Below are 21,606 nucleotides of genomic sequence, written 5' to 3'. Positions count from 1 at the left end.
CACTGCGGCCTCCAATACAGTACAGGCCGGTCCCGGTGCTCCGCGCGCGCCGACGCCGGATTCACCAGCTCGCGACGCAGAGCGTGACGTTCGCCACGTCGCCCCGCGCCGGCCGGCGCACCCTGCATTCGTCGGCGCACCCTGTATTCGGCGGCCCGGCCATCCAGGTAAGGGCATGCTAACCTTTGGTCCGGAACCCCACCGACGAAAGGCCGGCGACCCGGATGGGCAAGGTGAAGGCGAGCAAGGTCGCGCAGCTCGAGCCCAAGAAGAAGTGCTGCCGCAAGAAGACCCGCTGTGTGCGCTGCCCGGTGGTGGTCATGCGGATGAAGAGACTCGAGCACGAGGGACTGGGCAAGAAGGAGCTCGCGAAGCGCCTGAAGAAGGCCCGCGCCGCCTGACCGGCCGCACCACCGTCAGCCCCGGAGTCGGGCGCGCAGCTCCGGTAGCCACACCCGGTCGTTGGGCACCAGGTCGATCCGTTCCAGCTCGTCGGCGTCCACCCAGCGCAGGGCCGCGTGCTCGAGCGGCCGCGGCTCCCCCGAGACCAGCTCCACGCGGTAGGCGCGCAGCACCCGGCCCCCGCCCAGCGGCACTCCGGCCCCGACGCGCTGCGCCCCGGCGACCTCCACGCCCAGCTCCTCCCGCAGCTCCCGGCGCAGTGCCGCCTCGGCGGACTCCCCCGGCTCCGCCTTGCCGCCGGGCAGCTCCCACAACCCCGCCAGCTCCGGGGGGCCGACCCGCTGCGCCAGCAACAGCCGGCCGTCGCGGAAGATCGCCCCGGCCACCACCTCGTCCGCCCGGCCCGTCGTTGCACTCATGTGCGGCATCGTCCCAGAATGAGACATGGCCGAGTTGCTCTCCGACGCCGACATCGAGGCCGCCCTCGTCGACCTCCCCGCGTGGCAGCGGGACGGGAACGCGATCGTGCGCACCGTCGAGTCCCCCTCGTTCCCCGAGGCCGTCGCGCTGGTGGACCGGGTGGCCGAGGCCGCCGAGGCGGCGAACCACCATCCCGACATCGACATCCGCTGGCGGAAGGTGACGTACTCGCTGTCCACCCATTCCGCCGGCGGGATCACCGCGTCGGACGTGGAACTGGCCCGGACGATCGACGCGCTGGTCCACGGCTGACGGATACGGCCGGAGCGGGGTGCCGCGCCGGGATGCGCCGGGCGAGGATCGTCCACACGTACACCGCGAGCACCCCGAGCACGTTGCACGCACCGGCCCAGGCGAGCACCGCGGGCCGCGAGATGTCCCACATCGAGTCCTGCGCCAGTCCCAGCAGCCACGGCACCCCGACGACGGTGAGCACCGCCCAGACTCCGGCCAGGACGCGCGCCCCCCGCCGGTCCGCGAGCGGGCCGTAGACCAGCCACACCAGCATCGGCAGTACCCATACCCAGTGGTGCATCCAGGAGATCGGCGACACCAGCAGCCCGAAGAGTTCGACGACGACGACGGTGCCGAGGCGATCGTCCGGGCCGAGGGCACGCCAGGCCGCGAAGGCCAGCGCCGCCGAGACCGCGACGGCCGCCAGCCACAGCGGCCCGGTGCCGACGTCGTGCCCCACGATGCGGCTCAGCGCGCCGCGCAGCGACTGGTTCCAGACCGACCCCACCGGTCCGATCCGCTCGGCGTCGCCGAACAACGTCGTGAAGTAGGTCCGTGCCTGCTCGCCGAGCGCCAGCCAGCTGACGGCGACGGTGACGACGAAGACCGCCGCGGAGAAGAACGCCGCCGACCACCGCCGTCGCGCCACGAGGTACAGACCGGCGACCGCCGGGGTCAGCTTGATGCCGGCGAGCACCCCGACCAGTCCGCCCGAGAGCCACCAGCGGTTGCTGCGGACCGCGACCATCACCCCGAAGGCCAGGAACACGTTGACCTGCCCGTAGTCGAGGGTCGTGCGGATGGGCTCGGTCCAGATACCGACCGCCGTCCACCCGAGCGCGACCGCCGTCCAGTGGGCGCTGTGGGCCGCGGGACCGAACAGCAGCTCGAGGCAGATGCGCAGGATGCCGAACAGGGCGGCGACGGTCAGCAGCTGCCACAGCACTCCGACCACGGGGAAGGGCAGGTAGTGCAGGGGGAAGAAGACCAGGGCCGCGAACGGCGGGTAGGTGAAGGGCAGGGAGAACTCGGGCGTGTCCCGGGTGTAGGTGAAGTCGTACAGCTCCCCGCGCAACAGCGCCGCGGACCCGTCGACGTACACGTGCAGATCCACGAGATTCATGCCGTTGGGGGTGAGGAAGTTCCACGCCAGGCGCACCCCGACGGACACGGCCAGCAGGGCCGCGCACCACCACAGTCGATGCGGGCGAACCGGATCGGACACTGCGGCGCGGCCTCCCGTCGTCACGTCACCCCGGGGAAGGACCGGGGACTGATGCAGACTATCCGGTCCACGACGGCGGGCCGAACACGATACTCACATCAGTAACAGTTTCATCTACTCTCACAAAAACCACATGCGTCACACGTAGTCTCGAGCGGACACCACTGATCGGAACACGTTATGGCTAGACTCCCGCGAATACAGGCGGCGGCTGTGAGACCGGCCACGGCTTGTACTGATCGGGGGGCCTACATAAAGTGTCTCCCCGAGCCGTCAGCGGCATCGGAGCCCCTCGCTCCGGCGCCGCTTCAACGACAAGGATGGGGAAAAGTGCTTCGAACCCGAGCAACGCGCAGGATGATCACCGCCTGCGCTCTCGCCGCCGCCGCGGCGCTCACCGTGCCCTCGCAGGCGGTCGCGCAACCCGTCGTTCCGGGCCTCCCCGACACGCTTCAGCTGCCGGTCGAGCTCGCGGGCTACCCGCTGCCGGCGGACCTGACGATCGAGTCCCTCATGGGGATGCTGAGCACCCAGGCCGCCGCACCCGAAGAGGTCGAGGCCCTCGCCTCCCTCGCACCCGCCATCGTCGGCGCGGCAGCCGGGCCGACGGACGTCGCCGACGGCCGGAACCAGCTGCTCGACCAGGCGAAGGAGCTGCTCGCGAACTCGCAGCTGCCCGACTCCGTCAAGGCCCTGCTCCAGCGCGTGATCACCTTCCTCGACGGCAGCGGCGGTGGCGGTCCCGACCTCCCCGACCCGAACGCCGTGCCGATCTCGCAGTTCCTGTACCCGAGCATCGGCAAGGACTGCATCCGCGACGGCGGCGACTCCATCGGCACCGCACTCGCCGTCGCCGGTCCCGCACCGCTCCCGCCGCCGGGCCCGAAGGCCGGCCAGGCCGGGTTCGTGTTCACCGCGCTGGGAACCGCCAAGTTCGCCGCGCAGCAGGCCCAGCCGCTGACGGTGAGCTGGATCAACGTCTCCAACGGCCGCAGCGGCACCGCGACGCTCACCGACGCGGCCCGGATCAACCCCGACGGCCCGACGACGCTCAGCGCGATCGCGGACACCGGCTCCGGCAACGTGGCCGCGGTGATCTCCGGTGGCATCACCACGCAGGCCGAGGGCGCGGCCCCGCGCTCGTGCACCTTCCTGCCGACGATCGGGCTCGTCACGGTCGCCTGATCGATCGTCCGCACCTTGGCCGAGGCCGCCGGGATCGTCCCGGCGGCCTCCGTCGTCCGCACGCTCGTCGTCCGCACGCTTCCCGCGCCGCCCGCTGCGTGGTAGACCGGGACATGGCCGAAACACCCCTCGGGCACACCGTTTCCCGATCCCTGCGCTCCCGCCGCTCCCACCGGTCGATCCTCTCCCTCCGTTCCGAGGGCTCGATCCTGTCCATCGGCTCGGCGTACTCGATCCTGTCCGTCGGCAGCGTCGGGTCGGTGCTGTCGGTCGGTTCGGTGGGGTCGTTCGGTTCGGCCCTGTCGTCGCTGTCGTTCGCCAGCCTCGGCTCGGCGCTGTCGGGACTGTCCCGCTGGTCGCTGCTGTCGTGGCGCGGCGTCCACGACGCCCCCGAGGACCCGCACCCCACGCTCGTCGTCACCGCCGCCGAACCCGACCCCGCCGCGCACTGCCAGAGTTGACCGGGCAGGCGCTGTCCCGTTGAACGGGCCCGTTCTCCCGCGCCGCCGCCACACCTGGTAGATGTCGTACGTCCGGTCGTCGTCGCGGCCCGGCTTCGAGGAGGCGCATGGCGGTCGAGACCCGGATCCCGTCGGTCGGCGAACGTCCGGCACCCCGTGGCCTCGTCGCTGTGCTCTCCCTCTGCGGCATCGTCGTCGCCCTGATGCACACCCTCGTCGTCCCGCTGCTGCCCCAACTGCCGCATCTGCTGGGAACCTCGGTGGAGAGCGCCTCGTGGGCCGTCACCGCCACCCTGCTCGCCTCCGCCGTGATCACCCCGGTCAGCGGCCGGCTCGGCGACATGTTCGGCAAACGCCGGATGCTGCTCGTGTGCCTCGGCACGCTCGTCGTCGGCTCCGCGGTCTGCGCGCTGTCCACCACGCTGTGGCCGATGATCACCGGCCGCGCCCTGCAGGGCGCCGCGAGCGGAGCGATCCCGCTCGGCATCGCGATCCTGCGCGACGAACTGCGCCCGCGCAGACTGCCGGGAGCGATGGCGACCATCAGCGCGACGATGGGAGTCGGCGGAGCCGTCGGCTTCCCCGTCGCCGCGGCCGTCGCGCAGATCGCCCACTGGCACACCCTGTTCTGGTTCTGCGGACTGGTCGGAGTGCTCGCCGCCGCCCTCGTGCTGTGGGTGGTTCCCGAATCCCCCCGGGCGGATCCCGGACGTTTCGACCTGCTCGGTGCGATCGGGCTCGCGGTGGCACTGACGCTGTTCCTCCTCCCCGTGACCAAGGGCAGCACCTGGGGCTGGACGGCGCCCGCGACGCTCGCGATGTTCGCCGGCGCCGCCGCCACCGCCGTCGCCTGGGGCCGGTACGAACTCCGACGGCCGCGACCGCTGGTCGATCTGCGCGTGTCGGGGCGACGTCCGGTGTTGTTCACCAATCTGGCGTCGGTCGCGGTCGGTTTCGCGCTCTACAGCAACAGCCTCGCCTTCCCGCAGTTGTTGATGGCACCGGTCGTCACGGGCTACGGGTTCGGGTTGTCCATGGTCGCGACGGGCCTGGTGCTCGCGCCGAGCGGTCTGGTCATGATGGCGCTGTCGCCGGTGTCGGCGCGGATCACGACGCGGTACGGACCCCGGACGACCCTCGCCGCGGGCGCGGTCGTCGTCTGCCTCGGTTACCTCCTGGCCTACGTCGCCTGCTCGGAGATCTGGCACATCGTGGTCGCCGCCATGATCATCGGTGCCGGTATCGGCCTGGCCTACGCCGCGATGCCGGCGCTGATCATGACCGCGGTGCCGCTGTCGGAGACCGCGGCCGCCAACAGTCTCAACGCGCTCATGCGCTCGGTGGGGACCTCCTCGTCCGCGGCGGTCGTGAGCGTCCTGCTCGCAGCGGACACCCTGAACGTCGGCACCGCCACCGTCCCCGCCCTGGACGCCTTCCGCGCCACGTTCCTGGTGGCGGCCCTGGCCGCCGTCGTGGGCCTGGCCCTGACGGTGGCCGTGCCGCGGTCACGACCCGGCGGCCTCACCCGGCGGTGAGGGACCACTGCCCGTAGTCGGTGCTGAACACGTTGTTGACGTCGATGCCGATACCGTCGATCGTGCCGCCGCCCACCTGGTGCAGGTCGGCCGCGGGATGCACGTAGCCCTCGGCCGTGCCCCAGTCGTGCTGCCAGTAGAACGATCCCAGCCCGGCGTCGCGCGCCCAGGAGATGGTCGGCGCGTTGGCGTACACGCCGGTGTTCCCGGCGCCGAGCACGTCGTGCCAGCCCTGCAGGTACGGCGCGATGAGGTCGGCGAACTGCTGCTCGGACGGGTTGTCGTCGATCGAGGCGTAGATCGGCCGGTCCGCCGGGCCCCCGGCCGCCCGGTGCAGCTCGAGGCCGCGCGTCGCGTGCCGGACCCCGGCGTCGTATCCACCGAGCCAGTCCGCCGTGTCGGCCTTGCCGAACTGGTAGCACGAGACGACCTCGAGATCGCCGGCGACGAGCGCGGCGGCCTCCGACTCGGTCAGCGGCTTGGCCAGCATCCATTCGGCGCCCGGCCGCCGGTCCGAGACGTACCGGATGGCCCCGATGTGCCCGGCGGCACGGATCGACGACGGCGACGGCACCGCCGCCGAGTAGTCGACGATCGTGCCGAGCACCTCCCGGCCGTGCGCCACCCCGGGGGCGGCGACGGCCGAGATCCAGGCCGCGCACGAGCCGACGGCCGCATATCGCAACAGTTCCCGACGTGAAACGGCCATCGAACCTCGCTTGGACGAGCGTGCACGGAGGACAGGGTGTCGAGCCTCCGGTATTGCATCACACTCCCGGGTCCCGCGGGGGCACATCGGGATTCGCGGCCCGACGACGGGCGGGGCTAGCGGCCGCCGAGCTCGGCGAAGAAGGCCGGAACCAGAGCCACGTCCTCGACGGTGCGCACCGTGGTGTGGACCCCGAGACCGTGCTCCTTGAGCAGATCGCACAGCCCGTCGCCGTCGACGAGTTCGATGGGGGGCGCGCCGAGCCGGTGCGCCTCGGAGCGGGCGTCGTCGCCGAACGTGCCGGTGGTGACGAGCAGGCCCTTCTCACCGCGACCGGCCATCGCGGCGCGGAACTCGCGCACCACGTCCGCGCCCGCCCGCTCGGGGCCGCGCAGGAACCGGAAGAACACCGAGAAGCCGAGCAGCGACACCCGCAGCACGCCGGTGCCCTCCACGTCCACGTCGTTGTCGGAGCCGGTGTCGAGATGGCCACCGTGCGGCGGGACGGAGACGGTGGTGAATCCGGCGGCGCGGAGCACCGCGACGGCGAGCCGCTCGAACCCCTCGTCGGGGAGCTCGGCGACGGCGGCGAGCACGGGTTCGCGCCACAGCTCGGGATCCTCGGGGGCCGCCGTGAGAGGCACCACCTGCGCCCGCGACGACGCGTTGCGCACGAGTCGTTTGCGTCGCTTCTCCGCGGTGTAGGCCACCTGGAGCGGCTTGATCTCCGATTCCTGCACCGCGCGACCGCGGTCCGTGACGCTCCACACCCCGCGCCGGGTGTTGGCCAGCAGACCCATGCCCTTGAGATAGGTACGCGCCCAGCCGATCCGGTACTCGATCTCGGTGACCGGGCCGTCACCGTGCAGTACGGACCGCGCGGCCTCGGACAGACGCTCGCGCGCGACGACGGCCTTCTCGAGTTCCTCGATCGACGCCGAGCCGCCGAGCCCGATCAGCGCCTGCAGGGTGGGCCACAGCAGATCCGTGTACGGCGGTAGCGCCACCTCGCGGCCGGACGGGTCTTCGACGGGGTTACCGATCACGTTCCGGCGCTGCACACCTTCCCCTATCGTTTCGGCCCTGCTCGCCGCGGCTGTCCGGTCCCGCCACGACGCGCATTTCACCCTAGCCGATGACCGCGGAAGCGAGGGCGGCCGCACTCCTCGTGTCCGGGCGAGGCCGGACCGGGACGGCGCCGCTCGCTACCGTGGGACGGATGGGATTCACGCGCGCCGAACTCGAACGCTGCCGTGACGCGGTGGTGCCCGACCTGATCGGGCCGGGCTGCCGGCTGCTGTTCGTGGGCATCAATCCGGGACTGTGGACGGCCGCGACGGGTGCGCACTTCGCCCGGCCCGGGAACCGCTTCTACCCGGCCCTGCTGCGGGCCGGCATCCTGCTCCGGCCCGTCGACCCCACCTCCGGTATGAGCGAGGACGACAAGGCACACCTGCTCGAGCGCGGCGTCGGGATCACCAATCTCGCCCCCCGCGCCACCGCCCGCGCGGACGAACTCACGGCAGACGAGCTGCGGACCGGGGCCGCGCGACTGGCCGGGGTGGTGGCGCAGCACCGGCCGCGGGTGGTGGCCGTCGCCGGCATCACGGCGTACCGGTCGGCGTTCGGGCAGCGCAAGGCGGCCGCGGGGTTGCAGGAGGCGACGATCGGCGGGGTGCCGGTATGGGTGGTGCCGAATCCGAGTGGCCTCAACGCCCACGAGACGGTCGACACCCTCGCCGAGGCGTATGCGGCGCCGGCCCGCGCGGCCGGGATCCTGCCCTGAGCCGGTAGGTCCGGGCCGCTCAGCGGTGCCCCACCTTGGTGAGATAGTCGCGCGCCCGGTAGCCCGGCGGGACACCCTCGACGAGGATGGCCGAACTGTCGGAGTGCTCGGTGCGCAGCGGCAGGATCTCCTGGTAGGCCGGCGACCGGTACCAGGCGCGGGCCTGCTCGATGTCGGGGAACTCGATGATCACGACGTGGCCGGGCCAGGGTCCCTCGTGGACCTCGGGTTCGACGCCGTGGACGAGGAACCTGCCCCCGTACGGCGTGAAGGTGTCGTCGATCTCCTCGATGTAGCGGACGATCTCGGGGCCGAAGTCGACGGAGCGCAGATGGGCGATCGCGTAGGCAGTCATGGGGTCCTCCGGGTCGGTCGGTGGCGGCGGCGTGCCGCACACCGACGAGAGTGCCGGGCCGCGGTGCCCGAATCGATTACCCGGCAGGTAATGGCCGTCGTTCCCTTCCGCGCCTACCGTGACTTCCATGACCACCGTGCACGAGGAACCCGTCGGAGCACTGCTGCGGCACTGGCGTGAGCGTCGCGGCCTGAGCCAGCTCGCCCTCGCCAACCGGGCGCAGGTCTCGGCGCGGCACGTGAGTTTCCTCGAGACGGGCCGGTCCCGGCCGACGCGCGTCATGCTGCTGCGCCTGGCCGATCAGCTCGACATCCCGCTTCGGGAGCGCAACTCGCTGCTGCTCGCGGCGGGTCTGGCGCCCGCGTACCCGGAGCACCGTCTCGGGGACGTGCCGATGGCCGCGGTGGCCGATGCGATCGAGCGGATCCTGCGGTCGCACCGCCCGTATCCCGCGCTGGTGGTGGACCGGCACTGGACGATGGTCGACGCCAACGACGCCGTCATGGGCTTGCTGGGCGGATGCGACCCGCGGCTGCTCGAGCCCCCGGTGAACGTGCTGCGGGTGACGCTGCACCCGGACGGGATGGCGCCGCGCATCGTCAATCACGGCCAGTGGCGGGCGCACCTGCTGACCCGACTGCGACATCAGCTCGCCGCGACGGGCGACCCGGTGCTGCGCCGGCTGCACGCCGAACTGGCCGACTACCCCTGCGACGACGGGCACGACGCCGAGCTCGATCCGACCGGCGCCCACGCCCTGGTGGTGCCGCTGCGGCTGCGCACCGACGACGGCGAGCTGTCCCTGCTGAGCACGACGACGCTGTTCGGCACGCCGTTGGATGTCACCGTCGCGGAACTGGCGATCGAGGCGTTCTACCCGGCCGACGAGGCCACCCGACGGGTGCTGGGAGGCCGATGATCCGGATCGGCGAACCGGTGCCGCACGGGCACTGTCGGGAGTAACGTCCGCCCCGAGACCTGTCCCGTCCCACACCGGAGGCATCGATCATGAGCAGGACGAAGTGGTGGGTACTCGAGGGCCCGGACAGCGGGTTCTCCCTCGAGGAGCGAGCGACGGGAGACCTCGTCCTCGTCAATACGCAGACCTCGGAGGAACACACCCTGCACGGCTACGTGTGGAAGCACGCCCCGCACTTCGGGGTGCAGATCATGGGCGAGGGCCCGCCGCCGTACGGCAAGTGGGTGGAGAACCCCGAGGAGTGAGCACCGCCGGTCACGGGACGCGGCGCAGCGGCCGCCGCTCCCCCGTCGTGGTGTCGATCAGCGCCGCGCCGGACACGACCGTCTCGAGGGGCAGCACGTCGTAGACGACCGCGGCCACCCGCGGCAGGTCCTCCAGCCGGGCTCGGGGGCTGAGGGTCAGATGCGGGGTCCATACGCCCGGCCGGTAGTGCTTGTGCAGGTCCGCGCCGACGGCGGTGACGGTGTCCACCACGCGCTGCTGACGGCGCAGGAGGTCGGCGGTGGGTGCCGGCGAGAGCCAGACCCGTCCGCGCCGGAAGGCCCCCAGCGCGTCGGAGTAGAGGGTCAGCGGTCCACCGTCGGGGAGCGTCGCGAGCGCGGCCGTCACGTCCTCGACGTCGTAGCTGCGCAACACCGCGTACGACAGGTGCGGCACGTGCCGGCCGTGGGTATGGGTGAGCAGCGTCGGCACCCCGAGGTCTTCGAGCCGGGCCCACAGTTGCTGCAGGGCGCGCCGGGCGGCGGCGTCGAAGACCAGGCAGACCGCGAGTGCCATCAGCGCACGGTACCGCGGGCGCCGGCGGGCCGGCGGCCGGTTCGGGCGGTCAGTTCAGGGTGGCGTGCCAGACCAGCGCCGCGGCCAGCGCCCCGGCACCGTTGAGGGACCAGTGCAGGGCGATCGGGGCGATCAGGCTTCCGCTGCGGCGGCGCAGCCAGGTGAAGACGAACCCGGCAGCGGCGGTGGCCAGGACCGCTCCGGCGATGCCCAGCACCTGCCCCCACAGGCCGCCGCCGAGGATGCCGCTCAGGCCGCGATTGCCGTTCGTGAGCCCGAGGGACGAGGCGATGTGCCACAGGCCGAACAGCAGCGACCCGGCGGCGAACACTCCGCGCGCACCGGAGACGCGTTCGAGCGTGCCGTGCAGCACGCCGCGGAACGCGAGTTCCTCGGGGATGACCGTCTGCAGTGGAATCACGATCATCGAGGCGAGGAGCGCGCCGGAGATCGTGGCGTAGCGGTCCGACAGGAAGAACTGCCGCGTGAGCGGCAACGCCACCCCCACGGCGATCACGGCCAGCACGACCCCGACGGCGGCCAGGGCGTAGAGGGAACCCGAGCGCCAGTGGCGCGGCGAGAGCCCGAGTTCGGACCAGCGCATGCCACGACGGCGCGTCAGCGCGACGAGCACCAGCGCCGCAGCGGGCACCGTCGCGATGCTGGCCCACACGGTGGTGAAGTGCGCGATCAGGTTGGTGGCGACGAGGACGATCACCACGACGGCGACGTCGAACCAGGCATGGAAGCCGCGGAGCGATCCGCGGTGGGCAGGTGCCGTCGTCGGCAGGGTCTCCGCAGTCATGTGTTCTCGAACCCCCGCTGTCGGGTCTGTCGGAACCGATCGAGTACCCGTTCCTGCACTGTACGAACCATCCGTACCAGTGTACGGATTCCGTGCCGGAGCGACCGTGACCGGCGGCACACCGGCGACCGATTTTGGCAGTGATGCAGGTCACGATGGGCGCGGAGGCGGTTTGCGTCACACGCCCCGGCGTCGGAGCGTCCCGTTGCCGGGACTAACCTTGTCCCGAACATCAGCCCCGCTGTCCAGGACAGTTCAGGAGAAGAAATGGCCGACTTCCTCTACGAGGACCTGCTGCCGATCGGGGAAGACCCCACCGAGTACCGGCTGCTGACCACCGAGGGGGTGTCGACCGTCGAAGGCCCGGGCGGCCGCACCTTCCTGCAGGTCGAGCCCGAGGCGCTGCGCCTGCTCACCGAGACCGCGCTGCACGACATCCAGCACTATCTGCGGGCGGATCACCTGAAGCAGCTCGCGAGCATCCTCGACGACCCGGAGGCGTCGGACAACGACAAGTTCGTCGCCCTGGACCTCCTGAAGAACGCCCACATCGCCGCCGCCGGAGTGCTGCCGATGTGCCAGGACACCGGAACCGCGATCGTCATGGGCAAGCGCGGTCAGCACGTCCTCACCCCCGGCGACGACGAGGAAGCGATCGCCCGCGGCGTGTACGACGCCTACACCCGGCTCAACCTGCGGTACTCGCAGAACGCTCCCCTCACCATGTGGGAGGAGAAGAACACCGGCTCGAACCTGCCGGCGCAGATCGAGCTCTATGCCGACACCGCGGCCGGCCACGAGAACGCCTACAAGTTCCTGTTCATGGCCAAGGGTGGTGGTTCGGCCAACAAGTCGTACCTGTACCAGGAGACGAAGGCGATCCTGAACCCGGACTCGATGATGCAGTTCCTCGAGGCCAAGATCCGCTCGCTCGGCACGGCCGCGTGCCCCCCTTACCACCTCGCCATCGTGGTGGGCGGGACCTCCGCCGAGTTCGCCCTCAAGACCGCGAAGTACGCCTCGGCCCACTACCTCGACGAGCTGCCCACCGAGGGTGCGATCACCGGCCGCGGCTTCCGCGACCTCGAACTCGAGAAGAAGGTCTTCGAGCTGACGCAGAAGATCGGCATCGGTGCGCAGTTCGGCGGCAAGTACTTCTGCCACGACGTGCGCGTGATCCGGCTGCCGCGGCACGGCGCGTCGCTGCCGGTGGCGCTGGCGGTGTCCTGCTCGGCCGACCGGCAGGCGAAGGCCAAGATCACCCCGGAGGGGGTGTTCCTCGAGCAGCTCGAGTTCGATCCGGGCCGCTTCCTGCCCGAGATCACCGACGCGCAGCTCGACGCCGAGACCGAGGGCGTGTCGGGCACCGGCAAGGGCGCCGCGGTGAAGATCGACCTGACGCGGCCGATGCCGGAGATCCTCGCCGAACTGTCCAAGCATCCCGTCAAGACCCGGCTGTCCCTCACGGGCCCGCTCGTCGTCGCCCGCGACATCGCGCACGCGAAGATCAAGGAACGTCTGGACGCGGGCGAGGGCATGCCGCAGTACCTGAAGGACCACCCCGTGTACTACGCCGGCCCGGCCAAGACGCCGGACGGCATGGCCTCCGGTTCGTTCGGTCCCACCACCGCGGGCCGGATGGACTCCTACGTCGAGCAGTTCCAGGCCGCGGGCGGTTCGATGGTCATGCTCGCCAAGGGCAACCGCTCGCAGCAGGTCACCGACGCCTGCAAGAACCACGGCGGTTTCTATCTCGGCTCCATCGGCGGACCCGCCGCGCGCCTCGCCCTGGACTGCATCAAGAAGGTCGAGGTTCTCGAGTACCCGGAACTGGGTATGGAAGCAGTGTGGAAGATCGAGGTCGAGGACTTCCCGGCGTTCATCGTCGTCGACGACAAGGGCAACGACTTCTTCGCCGGCACCGGCGAGGTCACCCTGACGATCGGCAAGCGCCCCGGGCTGTGACAGGCGGCTGCGCCGCCGGTGCGTCCTTTGGGCGGTCCCAGCAGCCCAAAGGACGCACCGGGGCGCGGCGACAGGGGCGGCACCGACCAGGGGCCGAGCCGGTGCCCTACCCGGCGCCGTACGTGCCGGATCCGACGCTGCCCCCGGCGTGGATCGTCGACATCGACGGCACGCTCGCCCACATGAGCGACCGCAGCCCCTACCACTGGCACCGCGTGGGCGAGGATTCGCTCTCCCCCGCCGTGATGGCCGCGGTGACGGCGTTCGCCGCCTCGCCGGAGAAGCCGGCGATCGTGCTCGTCTCCGGGCGCGACGGGGTGTGCCGGCCCGAGACCGAGCAGTGGCTGGCCGAGCATCGGGTGCCCTACACCGAACTGCACATGCGCACGCCCGGCGACAGTCGCAAGGACTCCATCGTCAAGGCCGAGCTGTTCGACCGGTTCGTCCGGCACCGGTACCGGGTCGTCGCCGTCCTCGACGATCGTGACCAGGTGGTGCGGATGTGGCGGCGAATGGGACTGGTGTGTTTCCAGGTGGCCGAGGGTGACTTCTGACCCGGTCCGTCAGGACTTCGGCGGGCCGGTTTCCGGTTCGTCGGTGGGGGGATACCGAAGCAGCGTCTGCTGCAACCGCGCCCACTGGTGGGCCAGCCCCTGCAGGGGCGCCAGCGACTTCTCGACCACCTCCAACTGACGGTCGAACGCCGACAGTTGCGCCTGCAGCGCCTGCACCGACTTCCGCTGCGCGTGCAGCTGCTCGACGAGGGCGTCGAACTCGGTGAAGACGGGCGGGGCCAGCTCCATCACCTCCCGGAGCGACGCGAGCATCCGGTCGGCAGGCCTGGACAGGGGGTCGGGAATCGACCCGAGGGCGTCGCTCCCGATCGATGCGACCTCGTCGGCCACCGCGCGGGTTCTCTCGAGCAACTCCTCCATCGCGGACCCGAGCAGTCCGAATCGACGCGTCTCGCCGTCCTCCGCCATCGTTACCCCTCTCCGCCATCACTACGGTTCGGTCCCGATCCGATCATGCACCCCGGGACGCGACCCGGCAGCCGAACATCGTAGGGGCGCCCTCAGGCAGCGCGGGCGTCGGTGCGCGAGAGGACGGCGGGCGCCTGAGCGACGAGACCCTGCAGGAACCGGACGATGGTGTCGGGCGAGGGATCGGCGGCCGGGGTCAGCATCGCGCACAGCCGCCGGTAGCTGTCGGTGTCGAGTTCGGGCTGCGCCCGGAACTGGGCCGTGAGTGGGACAGTGAGCACGACTGTCCGGTGCTGCGAGCGGATTTCGAGCGTCGGCCCACCCACGGACGCGATCAGCCGGACCTCGAACCGGTTCGCGCCCGTGGTGTGCACGAAGCCCACGGCGCGCACGTTGGCGCGGGCCATCTGCCGGTACAGCGGCCGCAACCCGCCGAGGACCATCGACGGCAGCGCGACGGCACGGGAATCGACGGCATACATGAGCGCACTTCCTTTCGTTCCGGGCGCCGCAGCACGACACTCCGGGATGTTATCTGGAATCATTCCAGAATATCTGCCGGAGGGCAACGCCCGTCGTCACCACTGCGCGCCGGCCACCTGCTCGACCGTCGCGTCGAGCCGGTTCCACACGTTGATCAGCGAGATCTGCAGGATCAGCGCCGCCAGTTGCGGCTCGTCGTAGTGGCGGGCGGCCTCGTCCCAGACGTCGTCGGGCACCGGGTCGGGCCGGTCCGCGAGCCGGGTCACCGCCTCCGTCAGCGCCAGGGCCGCCCGCTCGCCATCGGTGAAGTACGGCGCCTCGCGCCACGCCGCCACCGCGAACAGCCGTTTGTCGGTCTCCCCGTCCTTCTTGGCCAGCCGCGGGTGCATGTCCACACAGACGCTGCATCCGTTGATCTGGCTTGCCCGCAGATGCACGAGGTGGGTGGTGCGCGCCGGCAGTCCGCCACCGTCGGCGGCGTTCCCCAGTGCCTGCAACGCCGTCACCGCGTCGGGCAGAACAAGCGCGGGATTCGTCATTCGAGCCTTCATGATCGTCTCCTTGTCACATCCGGGGTCGTGCGTTCGTCACAGCCATGACGGATCCCGACGACAGAATGTGACGACATGAGCGACGGAAACTTCTCGGCCCACCCCGGCGGCGCCTTCCCCGCCGAACAGTTCGAGGCACATCGGGACCGTCTGCGGGCAGTGGCCTTCCGCATGCTCGGCTCGGCGAGCGAGGCCGACGACGCCGTGCAGGAGGCCTGGCTGCGTCTGCACCGCTCCGGCACCGACGAGGTCGCCAACCTGGGAGGCTGGCTGACGACGGTGGTGAGCCGGGTGTGCCTGGACATGCTGCGCTCGCGGGGCTCGCGCCGGGAGGTCCCCCTCGATGCCCGATCGTCCCGAACCTCGGTCGACGGACCCGCGCGACGTTCCGGAAAGCGCTGCACTGCTGGCCGATTCGGTCGGGGTGGCATTGCTCGTCGTGCTCGACACCCTCGCCCCGGCCGAACGCCTTGCGTTCGTGCTGCACGACCTGTTCGCCGTCCCCTTCGACGAGATCGCCCCGATCGTGGAACGCTCCCCCGCCGCCACCCGCCAGCTCGCGAGCCGAGCGCGGCGGCGCATCCAGGGCGCGACCGCTCCACGGGCCGACCTGATGCGCCGCCGTCGCCTCGTCGATGCGTTCCTCGCCGCGTCGCGGGAGGGGCGGTTCGACGACCTGCTGGCCCTGCTCGATCCGGGTGTGATCCTCCGCGCGGACGACATCGCCGTGGCGACGGCCCGTGCCGGCGCGGCTCACGGCGCACCGGCGCTCGCGCGCGAGCTTCACGGCCCCCACAGCGTCGCAGAGGTTTTCGACGGCCGCGCCCAGGCCGCCCGGGCAGTGCTCGTCGACGGAATGCCCGGCGCCGCATGGGCGCCGGGCGGCCGTCCGCGCACGGTGTTCGCCTTCACGATCGAGGACGACGCGATCGTCGAGATCGAGGTGGTGTCGGATCCCGAGCAGCTCGCGGCGCTCGAGGTGACGTTCCCGGACGCCGGCTGACACGCGGGTGCGCACCTCTCGTCGTGGCACGCCGGAAGACGGTGCAGGAGGTGCGCACCCGCCAGGACTCAGACCGGGGAGCCGGACACCGCGCGGGAGTGATCGATGTCGTCCGGGATCGTCTGCTCCGCGGCGAGCACCTCGGGGTCCTCGACAGGAGCGCCCGGGCCGAAGTGCGAGAACTTCTCGATGTGCTGATCGAGTGCGAGCGGGTTCGGGGTGCCGTAGGTGAAGTAGGTTTCCCACGGCAGCTTGGCCCCACCGACCGCGAGGCCGGTGTCGATGTCGGCCATCTGCCACGTCTTCGTCTCGGCGTCCGGATCGAGATGCAGGTAACCGGCCTCGCCGAACAGCTCGACGCGGTTGCCGCCGGGCTCGAACACGTAGAGGAACTGCCCCTGCGTGATGCCGTGCTTGTCGGGACCTGCCTCGATCTGAATGTCGTAGTCCCGGAACATCTCGACCGCGTCTGCGAGGTGCTGGCCGGTGCCGTAGTAGAACGCGAGGTGGTGGAGCTTGCCGTGTCCGCCGGTCATGTCACGCATGCAGGCGACCTCGTGACCGAGCAGGTTCGAACTCATCCAGGCGCCGATCTCCACGCCGCCGTCCACCACGCGTTCGGTCGTGCGGAATCCGAGGTGCCGCTCGAACGAGTCCTTCACCGCGGTCACGTCGGAGGACATGAGGTTCAGGTGATCGATCCGCTTGACCGGAATACCCTGGAGCGGCTTCTTCGACGGACGCGACAGGATCTTGCTCTGCAGCTCCTGCGGGGCGACGTACTTCTCGACCTCCCACAGCAACTGCAGGTTGTGGCCGTCCGGGGACTGGAATTCGAAGGTCTTTCCGTAGCCGAACTGATCCTCGCTCCATTTGCCCTCCACGTTGCCCTGCTTCAGGGACGCGACGCGGCGTTCGAGAGCTTCCGACGAGCTGGCGCGCAGCGCAGCATGGCCCATGCCGGGCTCCTGAGCCTCGGTGACCTTCAGGCTCCACTGGTAGGGATCCTCGTACCCGCGCAGGTAGACGGACTGTCCTTCCCGGTGCGTGACGTACATGCCGAGGAACTTCGTGAAGAAGTCGAGGGTTTCCTGAGGCCTCGGGGTGAACAGCTCCGCGCGGGCGAGGTGCGCGATGTCGAAACGGGCGGTCGTGTCCGTCATGATCTCTCCTGATCTGCGCTGGCCGGCGAGGATACCGGCTGTGCTCTTCGTCACGAGCGTGCGCGCACCTCGAGTCCGCTGTGCACGTCGTTCGGAATAGCCGAATCGCCACTCGGGGCATCGGTCCCGCGTTCGAGACCTCCGGACGAGGGGCCGACAAGGGGACCTTCCGCCCTAGCGTGGTCCGCATCACCCCCGAGTTGAGGGAAGGCCCCACAGATGAGTCGTTTGAAAGCCGCGATCGTCGGTTCCGGGAACATCGGCACGGATCTGATGTACAAGCTGCTGCGGTCCGAGCATGTCGAGCCGGTGTACATGGTGGGCATCGACCCGTCCAGCGAGGGACTCGAACGGGCCCGGCAGGCGGGCCTGGAAGCGTCCGCCGAGGGCGTGGACTGGCTGCTGAGCCGCCCCGAACTCCCTGACGTCGTGTTCGAGGCCACCTCGGCAAAGGTGCACGCCGCAACGGCGCCCCGCTACGCGGAGGCGGGAATCAAGGCGATCGACCTGACGCCCGCGTCGGTGGGCCCGTACGTCGTGCCGGCCGTCAACCTCACCGAGCACCTGGACGCGCCGAACGTGAACATGGTCAGCTGCGCCGGGCAGGCCACCATCCCGATCCTGTACGCGATCAACGAGGTCGCCGACGCCTCGTACGGCGAGATCGTGGCGGCCATCGCGTCGAAGAGCGCGGGCCCCGGCACCCGTCAGAACCTCAGCGAATTCAGCGAGAAGACCGGCCGGGCACTCGCGCAGGTCGCCGGCGCGGACCGCGCCAAGGCCATCTCGGTGATCAACCCGGCCGAACCGCCGATGAACATGCGCGACACCGTCTACGCCAAGGTCCGCAACCCCGACCCGGACGCGATCGAACGCGCCGTGATCGACATGGTCGCCAGGGTGCAGCAGTACGTCCCCGGTTACACCCTGCGGCTCGTCGACGTCGACGGCGACCTCGTCACCGTCATGCTCGAGGTCGTCGGCGCCGGCGACTTCCTGCCCACCTACGCCGGAAACCTCGACATCATCACCGCCGCCGCCGTACAGGTCGCCGACGTCCTGGCGCAGCGCAACCTCGTCCAGGGAGCAGCCCAGTGAGCACCACCGACGCCGCCACCCACACCGGGCGCCGCAAGGTCACCCTCGTCGACACCACCCTGCGCGACGGCATGTCGTCGGTCTCGCACCGATTCACCCCCGAGAACGTCGCCGACATCGCCCGCGGCCTCGACCGGGCCGGCATCCCCACCATCGAGGTGGCCCACGGCATCGGCCTCGGCGCCTCCTCGATCCAGTACGGCTTCGCCGCCGCCACCGACCCCGAGTACGTACGCGCCGCCGTCGACGCCGTCGACAATGCGGACATCGCAGTGCTGTACGTCCCGGGCATCGCCACCCTCGCCGAACTGAAGTCCGCGATCGACGCCGGCATCAAGACCGTGCGCGTCGCGGTGCACTGCACCGAGGCCGACTGCGCCCAGCAGCCCGTCGAGTGGGCCAAGGAGCAGGGCCTGAACGTGATGACGTTCCTGATGATGAGCCACAAACTCGACCCGGAGCCGCTCGCCGAGCAGGCCGCCAAGCTCGACTCCTACGGCGCCGATGTCGTCTACGTGGTCGACTCCGCTGGCGCGATGGTGCCCCGGCACGCCGGTGAGCGCGTCGCGGCCCTGCGACAGGAGATCTCCGCCGACATCGGTTTCCACGCCCACAACAATCTCGGAGTGGGCATCGCCAACGCGCTCACCGCCGCCGAGAACGGCGCGACGTTCATCGACGGGTCCCTGCGCGGGCTCGGCGCCAGCGCCGGCAACGCACAGACCGAGGTGCTCGCCGCCGCGTTCGAGCGGGCCGGCTGGGATACCGCCGTCGACCTGTTCCCGCTGATCGACACCGCCGAGCACGTCGTCGCGCCGCTGATGACCGACCCGCAGATCATCGACGAGACCGCGCTGATCCTCGGCTACGCCGGGGTGTACTCGACCTTCTTCCACCCCACCAAGCGGGCCGCGAAGAAGTTCGGCATCTCCACCCGCGAGATCCTGCTCGAACTCGGGCGCCGCGGCGTCATCGGCGGCCAGGAGGACATGATCGTCGACGTCGCCTCCGAACTGGCCGGCCGCACCTACGAGCTCCCGGCCCGCGCCGGAGTCTGACACAGGGAGACTGCCATGACACAGACCCAGAACCCGCCATCGGTCACGCAGGTCCGTCACCTGATCGGCGGCGAATGGAAGCAGGCGTCGGACGGGGCCACCTTCGAATCCCGCGACCCGCACGACGGTGCGCTACTCGGGATCGTACCCGCGGGCACGGCCGAGGACGGTGCCGCGGCGATCACCGCCGCCCGCAGTGCGTTCGACGACGGCCCGTGGCCGCTGCTGTCCCCGAAGGAGCGCGCGAAGATCCTGCACGCGGTCGCCGACACGGTCGACGCCCACCGAGAGGAACTCGCCCTGCTCGAGACCCGCGACGGCGGCAAGAGCATCAATCAGTCCCTGCACGCCGAGATCCCGCGGGTGGCACACAATCTGCGCTTCTTCGCCGACTATGTCGCGATGGCCGCGAACGAGGCATACCCGGACGGGGACCTGCTGTCGTACGTGCTCTACCCACCGGCCGGTGTCGTCTCGGCGATCAGCCCGTGGAACGCGCCGCTGATGCTCGCCACGTGGAAGATCGCTCCCGCCTTGGCATTCGGAAATACCGCTGTTCTCAAGCCCGCGCCGCAGACCCCGCTGACCGCGCACCGCTTCGCCGAGCTCGCCCTCGAGGCCGGGCTGCCCGAGGGGGTGCTCAACGTCGTGCACGGGTTCGGCGGTGAGGCCGTCGCCGGGCCGCTGACCTCGGATCCGCGGGTGGATCGGATCACCTTCACCGGCTCGAGCGCCACGGGCGTGAAGATCCTGCAGGCCGCCGCGGCCCATCACACCCCGGTCTCGGCGGAGATGGGCGGCAAGTCCGCGAACATCGTCTTCGCCGACGCCGACCTCGACGTCGCCGTGCCGATGGCGATCCGGGCGATCTTCGGCGGCAACGGGCAGGTGTGCCTGGCCGGTTCCCGCCTTCTGGTGCACAACAGCATCATGGACGAGTTCCTCGCCCGGTTCACCGAGGAGGCGGACAAGCTCACCGTCGGCGACCCGAAGGACCCGGCCAACTTCCTGGGCCCGCTCATCGAGCAGCGCCACCTCGACAAGGTGCACGGCTACGTCGAACTCGCCCAGGAGGAAGGCGGCAAGGTCGTCACCGGTGGTGCCCGCCTGACCGACGACGCCCGCGCCGCCGGGTTCTACTACCCGCCCACCGTCGTCACCGGGCTGACAAACGACTCCCGCACCGCACGGGAGGAGATCTTCGGCCCGGTCGAGACCGTCCTCGGATTCGATACCGAGGAGGAAGCGCTGCGCATCGCCAACGACTCCCCCTACGGTCTCGCCGGAATGCTGTTCACCCAGAACCTCGACCGCGCCCACCGGATGGCCGCCCGCTGGAAGGCCGGCACCGTGTGGATCAACTGCTTCTTCGAGCGCGACCTGCGCCTGCCGTTCGGTGGCGAGGGCGCCAGCGGCCTGGGACGCGAGGGCGGGCAGTACTCCCGCGACTTCTTCACCGAGCCGCGGGCAGTCACCCTCCGGCTGCGCGGCTGAAACGGAGCAACGGATACGCACGCCGAATCGGAATCCGCCCACGACCATGTCTGGGCGAGTTCCGATTTCGCGTCTCGATTGCGGCCACACCCACGAATCAAGGAGCACAGACATGGCCTCACCCGCACTGTGCGTCGTCGTCGGCGCAACCGGCGCGATGGGCACCGAGTTCACCCGGCGCCTGGTCCGGCGCGGGATGCGCGTCGTCGCGGTCGCCCGAAATGCCGAGGACCTCGACAAGCTCGCGACCGAGGGCGATCTGATCGTTCCGTGTGTCGCCGACATCGCCGACGACAGTGCCATCGGCGCGATCGCCGCCCGTCTCGACGCGCCCGTGCGCCTGGCCGTGTTCGCGGCCGGGCTCCCGGTGCGCGGCTCGGCCGACACCATCGCACCGGGGGACCTCGCGGTAGGCGCGAACATCAAGGTGGGCGGACTGGTGCGGCTGCTGCACGCCGTCCGGGACCACCTCGTACCGGGCTCGCGTTTCGTGACGATCGCCGGTTCGCTCGGACTCGAACCCGGCCCGCTCGACGCCGGGCCGGGGACGGTGAACGCCGCAGTCTTCAATCTCATGCGCCAGCTCAGCGCACTCTACGGCCCGAGCGGCGTCACCACCCACACCATCGCACCGGGACCCGTCGACACTCCACGGCTGCGGAAGTTCGTCGAGACCGAGGCCGCCGAGACCGGGCGCGACCCCGGCGAGATCTGGGATCGCTATCGCGCCGCGACCACGCTCGGCCGGCTACCGACGCTCGACGAGATCGGCTGGACTCTGGAGATGCTCCTCGCTCCCGAGGCCGCCGTGCTGCACGGAAGCGTCCTCAACGTCGACGGCGGGACCCGGCACGGAGTCCAGTAATCCTGTA

At 70.5% G+C, this 21,606-nt stretch carries 25 protein-coding genes and 1 pseudogene; 15 read left to right on the top strand and 11 right to left on the bottom strand.

Annotated features, from left to right (window positions below; all coding sequences use genetic code 11):
* The first annotated feature begins 224 nt into the window (after positions 1 to 224).
* Positions 225 to 401, top strand: a complete 177-nt coding sequence (locus ACWPQI_RS07035; protein WP_003936054.1) for a hypothetical protein — start codon at positions 225 to 227, stop codon at positions 399 to 401.
* A 15-nt stretch (positions 402 to 416) separates the two neighbouring features.
* Here ACWPQI_RS07035 and ACWPQI_RS07030 read toward each other — a convergent pair whose 3' ends face one another.
* A complete protein-coding gene (locus ACWPQI_RS07030) occupies positions 417 to 821 on the bottom strand; it encodes a (deoxy)nucleoside triphosphate pyrophosphohydrolase (RefSeq protein WP_048771775.1) in 405 nt (134 codons plus the stop codon).
* A 25-nt stretch (positions 822 to 846) separates the two neighbouring features.
* Between ACWPQI_RS07030 and ACWPQI_RS07025 the strand changes: the two genes are divergently transcribed.
* On the top strand, positions 847 to 1,134 hold the full coding sequence (locus ACWPQI_RS07025) for a 4a-hydroxytetrahydrobiopterin dehydratase (RefSeq protein ID WP_010592482.1): 288 nt from the start codon (positions 847 to 849) through the stop codon (positions 1,132 to 1,134).
* On the opposite strand, the gene ACWPQI_RS07020 is transcribed toward ACWPQI_RS07025, so the two are convergent.
* Positions 1,079 to 2,341 (bottom strand): mannosyltransferase, encoded by a 1,263-nt coding sequence (locus tag ACWPQI_RS07020; RefSeq protein WP_102030847.1) that lies wholly within the window; start codon positions 2,339 to 2,341, stop codon positions 1,079 to 1,081. The genes ACWPQI_RS07025 and ACWPQI_RS07020 overlap by 56 nt on opposite strands.
* A gap of 330 nt (positions 2,342 to 2,671) precedes the next feature.
* Here ACWPQI_RS07020 and ACWPQI_RS07015 point away from each other — a divergent pair, with 330 nt between their 5' ends.
* The 3 genes from ACWPQI_RS07015 to ACWPQI_RS07005 all read left to right on the top strand — a co-directional run bounded on the left by ACWPQI_RS07015 (position 2,672) and on the right by ACWPQI_RS07005 (position 5,522).
* Complete coding sequence (locus ACWPQI_RS07015; protein ID WP_026137630.1) at positions 2,672 to 3,526, top strand: Rv1157c family protein; 855 nt, start codon at positions 2,672 to 2,674, stop codon at positions 3,524 to 3,526.
* Positions 3,527 to 3,639: 113 nt separating this feature from the next.
* Entirely contained in the window at positions 3,640 to 3,987 is a 348-nt protein-coding gene (locus tag ACWPQI_RS07010) for a hypothetical protein (protein WP_010592485.1), read from the top strand.
* A gap of 107 nt (positions 3,988 to 4,094) precedes the next feature.
* On the top strand, positions 4,095 to 5,522 hold the full coding sequence (locus tag ACWPQI_RS07005) for an MFS transporter (RefSeq protein WP_017680219.1): 1,428 nt from the start codon (positions 4,095 to 4,097) through the stop codon (positions 5,520 to 5,522).
* Here ACWPQI_RS07005 and ACWPQI_RS07000 read toward each other — a convergent pair.
* Both ACWPQI_RS07000 and ACWPQI_RS06995 read right to left on the bottom strand, forming a co-directional pair.
* Positions 5,509 to 6,231, bottom strand: coding sequence for a DUF1906 domain-containing protein (locus ACWPQI_RS07000; RefSeq protein ID WP_017680220.1), 723 nt, complete (start codon positions 6,229 to 6,231; stop codon positions 5,509 to 5,511). The two genes, ACWPQI_RS07005 and ACWPQI_RS07000, sit on opposite strands and share 14 nt — an antisense overlap.
* 116 nt (positions 6,232 to 6,347) lie before the next feature.
* The gene (locus tag ACWPQI_RS06995) at positions 6,348 to 7,292 is read right to left on the bottom strand and encodes a restriction endonuclease (RefSeq protein WP_048771788.1); all 945 of its coding nucleotides are present in this window, start codon (positions 7,290 to 7,292) and stop codon (positions 6,348 to 6,350) included.
* Positions 7,293 to 7,450: 158 nt separating this feature from the next.
* On the opposite strand from ACWPQI_RS06995, the gene ACWPQI_RS06990 reads away from it, so the two are divergent.
* Positions 7,451 to 8,017: a mismatch-specific DNA-glycosylase gene (locus ACWPQI_RS06990; protein WP_102030849.1), complete on the top strand. Its 567-nt coding sequence runs from the start codon at positions 7,451 to 7,453 to the stop codon at positions 8,015 to 8,017.
* Positions 8,018 to 8,036: 19 nt separating this feature from the next.
* On the opposite strand, the gene ACWPQI_RS06985 is transcribed toward ACWPQI_RS06990, so the two are convergent.
* On the bottom strand, positions 8,037 to 8,372 hold the full coding sequence (locus tag ACWPQI_RS06985) for a DUF1330 domain-containing protein (RefSeq protein WP_119699557.1): 336 nt from the start codon (positions 8,370 to 8,372) through the stop codon (positions 8,037 to 8,039).
* A gap of 127 nt (positions 8,373 to 8,499) precedes the next feature.
* Here ACWPQI_RS06985 and ACWPQI_RS06980 point away from each other — a divergent pair, with 127 nt between their 5' ends.
* Both ACWPQI_RS06980 and ACWPQI_RS06975 read left to right on the top strand, forming a co-directional pair.
* Positions 8,500 to 9,291 (top strand): helix-turn-helix domain-containing protein, encoded by a 792-nt coding sequence (locus ACWPQI_RS06980; protein WP_010592493.1) that lies wholly within the window; start codon positions 8,500 to 8,502, stop codon positions 9,289 to 9,291.
* A gap of 89 nt (positions 9,292 to 9,380) precedes the next feature.
* The gene (locus tag ACWPQI_RS06975) at positions 9,381 to 9,596 is read left to right on the top strand and encodes a hypothetical protein (protein ID WP_010592494.1); all 216 of its coding nucleotides are present in this window, start codon (positions 9,381 to 9,383) and stop codon (positions 9,594 to 9,596) included.
* A 10-nt stretch (positions 9,597 to 9,606) separates the two neighbouring features.
* Here ACWPQI_RS06975 and ACWPQI_RS06970 read toward each other — a convergent pair whose 3' ends face one another.
* The gene (locus ACWPQI_RS06970) at positions 9,607 to 10,131 is read right to left on the bottom strand and encodes a 2'-5' RNA ligase family protein (protein WP_010592495.1); all 525 of its coding nucleotides are present in this window, start codon (positions 10,129 to 10,131) and stop codon (positions 9,607 to 9,609) included.
* A gap of 49 nt (positions 10,132 to 10,180) precedes the next feature.
* Positions 10,181 to 10,936 (bottom strand): lysostaphin resistance A-like protein, encoded by a 756-nt coding sequence (locus ACWPQI_RS06965; RefSeq protein ID WP_474738707.1) that lies wholly within the window; start codon positions 10,934 to 10,936, stop codon positions 10,181 to 10,183.
* A 267-nt stretch (positions 10,937 to 11,203) separates the two neighbouring features.
* Between ACWPQI_RS06965 and ACWPQI_RS06960 the strand changes: the two genes are divergently transcribed.
* Both ACWPQI_RS06960 and ACWPQI_RS06955 read left to right on the top strand, forming a co-directional pair.
* Positions 11,204 to 12,901 carry a fumarate hydratase gene (locus ACWPQI_RS06960; RefSeq protein ID WP_010592497.1) on the top strand — a complete coding sequence of 566 codons (1,698 nt, stop codon included), beginning with the start codon at positions 11,204 to 11,206 and terminating at the stop codon, positions 12,899 to 12,901.
* Positions 12,902 to 13,002: 101 nt separating this feature from the next.
* Positions 13,003 to 13,455, top strand: a complete 453-nt coding sequence (locus tag ACWPQI_RS06955) for a phosphatase domain-containing protein (RefSeq protein ID WP_010592498.1) — start codon at positions 13,003 to 13,005, stop codon at positions 13,453 to 13,455.
* A 9-nt stretch (positions 13,456 to 13,464) separates the two neighbouring features.
* Here the strand turns inward: ACWPQI_RS06955 and ACWPQI_RS06950 are convergent, their stop codons facing one another.
* The 3 genes from ACWPQI_RS06950 to ACWPQI_RS06940 form a co-directional block, all read right to left on the bottom strand.
* Positions 13,465 to 13,884 (bottom strand): hypothetical protein, encoded by a 420-nt coding sequence (locus ACWPQI_RS06950; RefSeq protein WP_010592499.1) that lies wholly within the window; start codon positions 13,882 to 13,884, stop codon positions 13,465 to 13,467.
* Positions 13,885 to 13,976: 92 nt separating this feature from the next.
* Positions 13,977 to 14,366, bottom strand: a complete 390-nt coding sequence (locus tag ACWPQI_RS06945; RefSeq protein ID WP_237210994.1) for a hypothetical protein — start codon at positions 14,364 to 14,366, stop codon at positions 13,977 to 13,979.
* Positions 14,367 to 14,462: 96 nt separating this feature from the next.
* Positions 14,463 to 14,918 (bottom strand): carboxymuconolactone decarboxylase family protein, encoded by a 456-nt coding sequence (locus tag ACWPQI_RS06940; protein WP_026137632.1) that lies wholly within the window; start codon positions 14,916 to 14,918, stop codon positions 14,463 to 14,465.
* Positions 14,919 to 14,993: 75 nt separating this feature from the next.
* On the opposite strand from ACWPQI_RS06940, the pseudogene ACWPQI_RS06935 reads away from it, so the two are divergent.
* Positions 14,994 to 15,921, top strand: a pseudogene (locus ACWPQI_RS06935) (sigma-70 family RNA polymerase sigma factor).
* A 68-nt stretch (positions 15,922 to 15,989) separates the two neighbouring features.
* Here ACWPQI_RS06935 and ACWPQI_RS06930 read toward each other — a convergent pair.
* Positions 15,990 to 17,084 carry a VOC family protein gene (locus tag ACWPQI_RS06930; protein ID WP_010592503.1) on the bottom strand — a complete coding sequence of 365 codons (1,095 nt, stop codon included), beginning with the start codon at positions 17,082 to 17,084 and terminating at the stop codon, positions 15,990 to 15,992.
* A 219-nt stretch (positions 17,085 to 17,303) separates the two neighbouring features.
* Here ACWPQI_RS06930 and ACWPQI_RS06925 point away from each other — a divergent pair, with 219 nt between their 5' ends.
* From ACWPQI_RS06925 to ACWPQI_RS06910, 4 genes are all read left to right on the top strand, one after another.
* Positions 17,304 to 18,182 carry an acetaldehyde dehydrogenase (acetylating) gene (locus tag ACWPQI_RS06925; protein ID WP_010592504.1) on the top strand — a complete coding sequence of 293 codons (879 nt, stop codon included), beginning with the start codon at positions 17,304 to 17,306 and terminating at the stop codon, positions 18,180 to 18,182.
* A gap of 71 nt (positions 18,183 to 18,253) precedes the next feature.
* The gene (dmpG, locus tag ACWPQI_RS06920) at positions 18,254 to 19,240 is read left to right on the top strand and encodes a 4-hydroxy-2-oxovalerate aldolase (RefSeq protein WP_234420198.1); all 987 of its coding nucleotides are present in this window, start codon (positions 18,254 to 18,256) and stop codon (positions 19,238 to 19,240) included.
* A 15-nt stretch (positions 19,241 to 19,255) separates the two neighbouring features.
* Positions 19,256 to 20,734, top strand: a complete 1,479-nt coding sequence (locus ACWPQI_RS06915; protein ID WP_010592506.1) for an aldehyde dehydrogenase — start codon at positions 19,256 to 19,258, stop codon at positions 20,732 to 20,734.
* 112 nt (positions 20,735 to 20,846) lie between these two features.
* Positions 20,847 to 21,599 (top strand): SDR family NAD(P)-dependent oxidoreductase, encoded by a 753-nt coding sequence (locus tag ACWPQI_RS06910; protein ID WP_010592507.1) that lies wholly within the window; start codon positions 20,847 to 20,849, stop codon positions 21,597 to 21,599.
* Positions 21,600 to 21,606 lie beyond the last annotated feature (7 nt).

The organism is Rhodococcus sp. LMD, assembly GCF_056108245.1.
Note: the sequence above shows the minus strand (reverse complement) of the source record. Positions and strands in the feature narration are given on the sequence as shown.

Bases quoted from the DNA above. Each gene is read 5' to 3' on its own strand.
- dmpG (WP_234420198.1), top strand. From the start codon at position 18,254: ATGTCGTCGGTCTCGCACCGATTCACCCCCGAGAACGTCGCCGACATC.
- ACWPQI_RS06980 (WP_010592493.1), top strand. From the start codon at position 8,500: ATGACCACCGTGCACGAGGAACCCGTCGGAGCACTGCTGCGGCACTGG.
- ACWPQI_RS07000 (WP_017680220.1), bottom strand. From the start codon at position 6,231: ATGGCCGTTTCACGTCGGGAACTGTTGCGATATGCGGCCGTCGGCTCG.
- ACWPQI_RS07005 (WP_017680219.1), top strand. From the start codon at position 4,095: ATGGCGGTCGAGACCCGGATCCCGTCGGTCGGCGAACGTCCGGCACCC.
- ACWPQI_RS06985 (WP_119699557.1), bottom strand. From the start codon at position 8,372: ATGACTGCCTACGCGATCGCCCATCTGCGCTCCGTCGACTTCGGCCCC.
- ACWPQI_RS07025 (WP_010592482.1), top strand. From the start codon at position 847: ATGGCCGAGTTGCTCTCCGACGCCGACATCGAGGCCGCCCTCGTCGAC.
- ACWPQI_RS06910 (WP_010592507.1), top strand. From the start codon at position 20,847: ATGGCCTCACCCGCACTGTGCGTCGTCGTCGGCGCAACCGGCGCGATG.
- ACWPQI_RS06965 (WP_474738707.1), bottom strand. From the start codon at position 10,936: ATGACTGCGGAGACCCTGCCGACGACGGCACCTGCCCACCGCGGATCG.
- ACWPQI_RS06925 (WP_010592504.1), top strand. From the start codon at position 17,304: ATGAGTCGTTTGAAAGCCGCGATCGTCGGTTCCGGGAACATCGGCACG.
- ACWPQI_RS07030 (WP_048771775.1), bottom strand. From the start codon at position 821: ATGAGTGCAACGACGGGCCGGGCGGACGAGGTGGTGGCCGGGGCGATC.
- ACWPQI_RS06950 (WP_010592499.1), bottom strand. From the start codon at position 13,884: ATGGCGGAGGACGGCGAGACGCGTCGATTCGGACTGCTCGGGTCCGCG.
- ACWPQI_RS06915 (WP_010592506.1), top strand. From the start codon at position 19,256: ATGACACAGACCCAGAACCCGCCATCGGTCACGCAGGTCCGTCACCTG.
- ACWPQI_RS06990 (WP_102030849.1), top strand. From the start codon at position 7,451: ATGGGATTCACGCGCGCCGAACTCGAACGCTGCCGTGACGCGGTGGTG.
- ACWPQI_RS06970 (WP_010592495.1), bottom strand. From the start codon at position 10,131: ATGGCACTCGCGGTCTGCCTGGTCTTCGACGCCGCCGCCCGGCGCGCC.
- ACWPQI_RS06945 (WP_237210994.1), bottom strand. From the start codon at position 14,366: ATGTATGCCGTCGATTCCCGTGCCGTCGCGCTGCCGTCGATGGTCCTC.
- ACWPQI_RS06975 (WP_010592494.1), top strand. From the start codon at position 9,381: ATGAGCAGGACGAAGTGGTGGGTACTCGAGGGCCCGGACAGCGGGTTC.
- ACWPQI_RS07035 (WP_003936054.1), top strand. From the start codon at position 225: ATGGGCAAGGTGAAGGCGAGCAAGGTCGCGCAGCTCGAGCCCAAGAAG.
- ACWPQI_RS07010 (WP_010592485.1), top strand. From the start codon at position 3,640: ATGGCCGAAACACCCCTCGGGCACACCGTTTCCCGATCCCTGCGCTCC.
- ACWPQI_RS06960 (WP_010592497.1), top strand. From the start codon at position 11,204: ATGGCCGACTTCCTCTACGAGGACCTGCTGCCGATCGGGGAAGACCCC.
- ACWPQI_RS06940 (WP_026137632.1), bottom strand. From the start codon at position 14,918: ATGAAGGCTCGAATGACGAATCCCGCGCTTGTTCTGCCCGACGCGGTG.
- ACWPQI_RS06930 (WP_010592503.1), bottom strand. From the start codon at position 17,084: ATGACGGACACGACCGCCCGTTTCGACATCGCGCACCTCGCCCGCGCG.